This window comes from Pseudomonas sp. FH1, assembly GCF_000510895.2.
GTDB lineage: Bacteria > Pseudomonadota > Gammaproteobacteria > Pseudomonadales > Pseudomonadaceae > Aquipseudomonas > Aquipseudomonas azotoformans_A.
In genome coordinates this window covers 1-921 of sequence record NZ_AOHM01000090.1, presented here as the reverse complement: position 1 = coordinate 921, position 921 = coordinate 1, and the positions used below count along the sequence as shown (strand labels likewise).

The window sequence follows — 921 nt, the reverse complement described above, 5'->3', positions numbered from 1 at the left end:
GCGAATTAGGTTTTGTACGAAAAGTCGTTGTGGCTAAAATTGCCGCCATGACCGGTTGGAGGCCCGTATGGCAAGGCGTTACGAACTTTCTGATGCGTCATGGGAGCTGATCAAGGATTTGGTTTCTCCAGAACAGAAAATGGGCCGTCCTCGCAACGATGATCGTCAGGTTCTCCACGGAATTCTGTGGATCCTGTGCTCGGGCGCTCCCTGGCGCGACCTGCCTGAACGCTTTGGGCCTTGGTCAACGGTGTATCAGCGTTTTCGTGACTGGCGCGACGACGGCACATTCGAGCGAGTACTGGAGCGTCTGCATATTCGGCTGAACCGGGAAGGACTGATCGACTTGGACACCTGGATGATCGACTCCACCGCAGTACGAGCAACCCGAGCCTCTTCAGGCGCCGGGAAAAAGGGGGGCCTGAAGAACCGTTAGACCATGCCTTGGGGCGCAGTCGAAGCGGTCTGACCACCAAGATTCACATGGTGTGCGATGCCAATGGCGTGCCATTGCATTTCAGGCTTTCACCAGGACAAGCCAGTGATGTCTCCCACGCTCAGCCGCTGCTGGATGCTGTAAGAATTGCTGGCAAGCCAGGACGACCGCGTAAACGTAGCCGGTGGTTGCTGGCTGACAAGGGATACGATGCCGAGCACCTGCGCCAGTACTGCGACCGTTACCGAATGCAGCCGGTAATCCCATTGCGCGCTATGCCGCGCAAACCTCGACCTGGCTTGCCCCGACTGTTTGACCGGCCCAAATACCGGCAACGGAACATCATTGAGCGGATGTTTGGCTGGCTGAAAGAAAATCGCAGGATCGGCACTCGCTATGACAAGCTGGCCAAGAGCTTTGCAGCCATGGTCACCTTGGCCTGCAGCCTACGTTGCATGCGGCAATACTTTTCGTACAAAGCCTAG

1 protein-coding gene is annotated in these 921 nt (G+C 56.7%); it reads left to right on the top strand.

Going from position 1 to position 921, the window contains the following annotated elements:
* The first annotated feature begins 67 nt into the window (after positions 1-67).
* A protein-coding gene (locus tag H096_RS33555) for an IS5 family transposase (RefSeq protein ID WP_141718332.1) occupies positions 68-921 on the top strand; the annotation gives its coding sequence in 2 pieces (ribosomal slippage) (positions 68-421 and positions 424-921; 852 coding nt in all).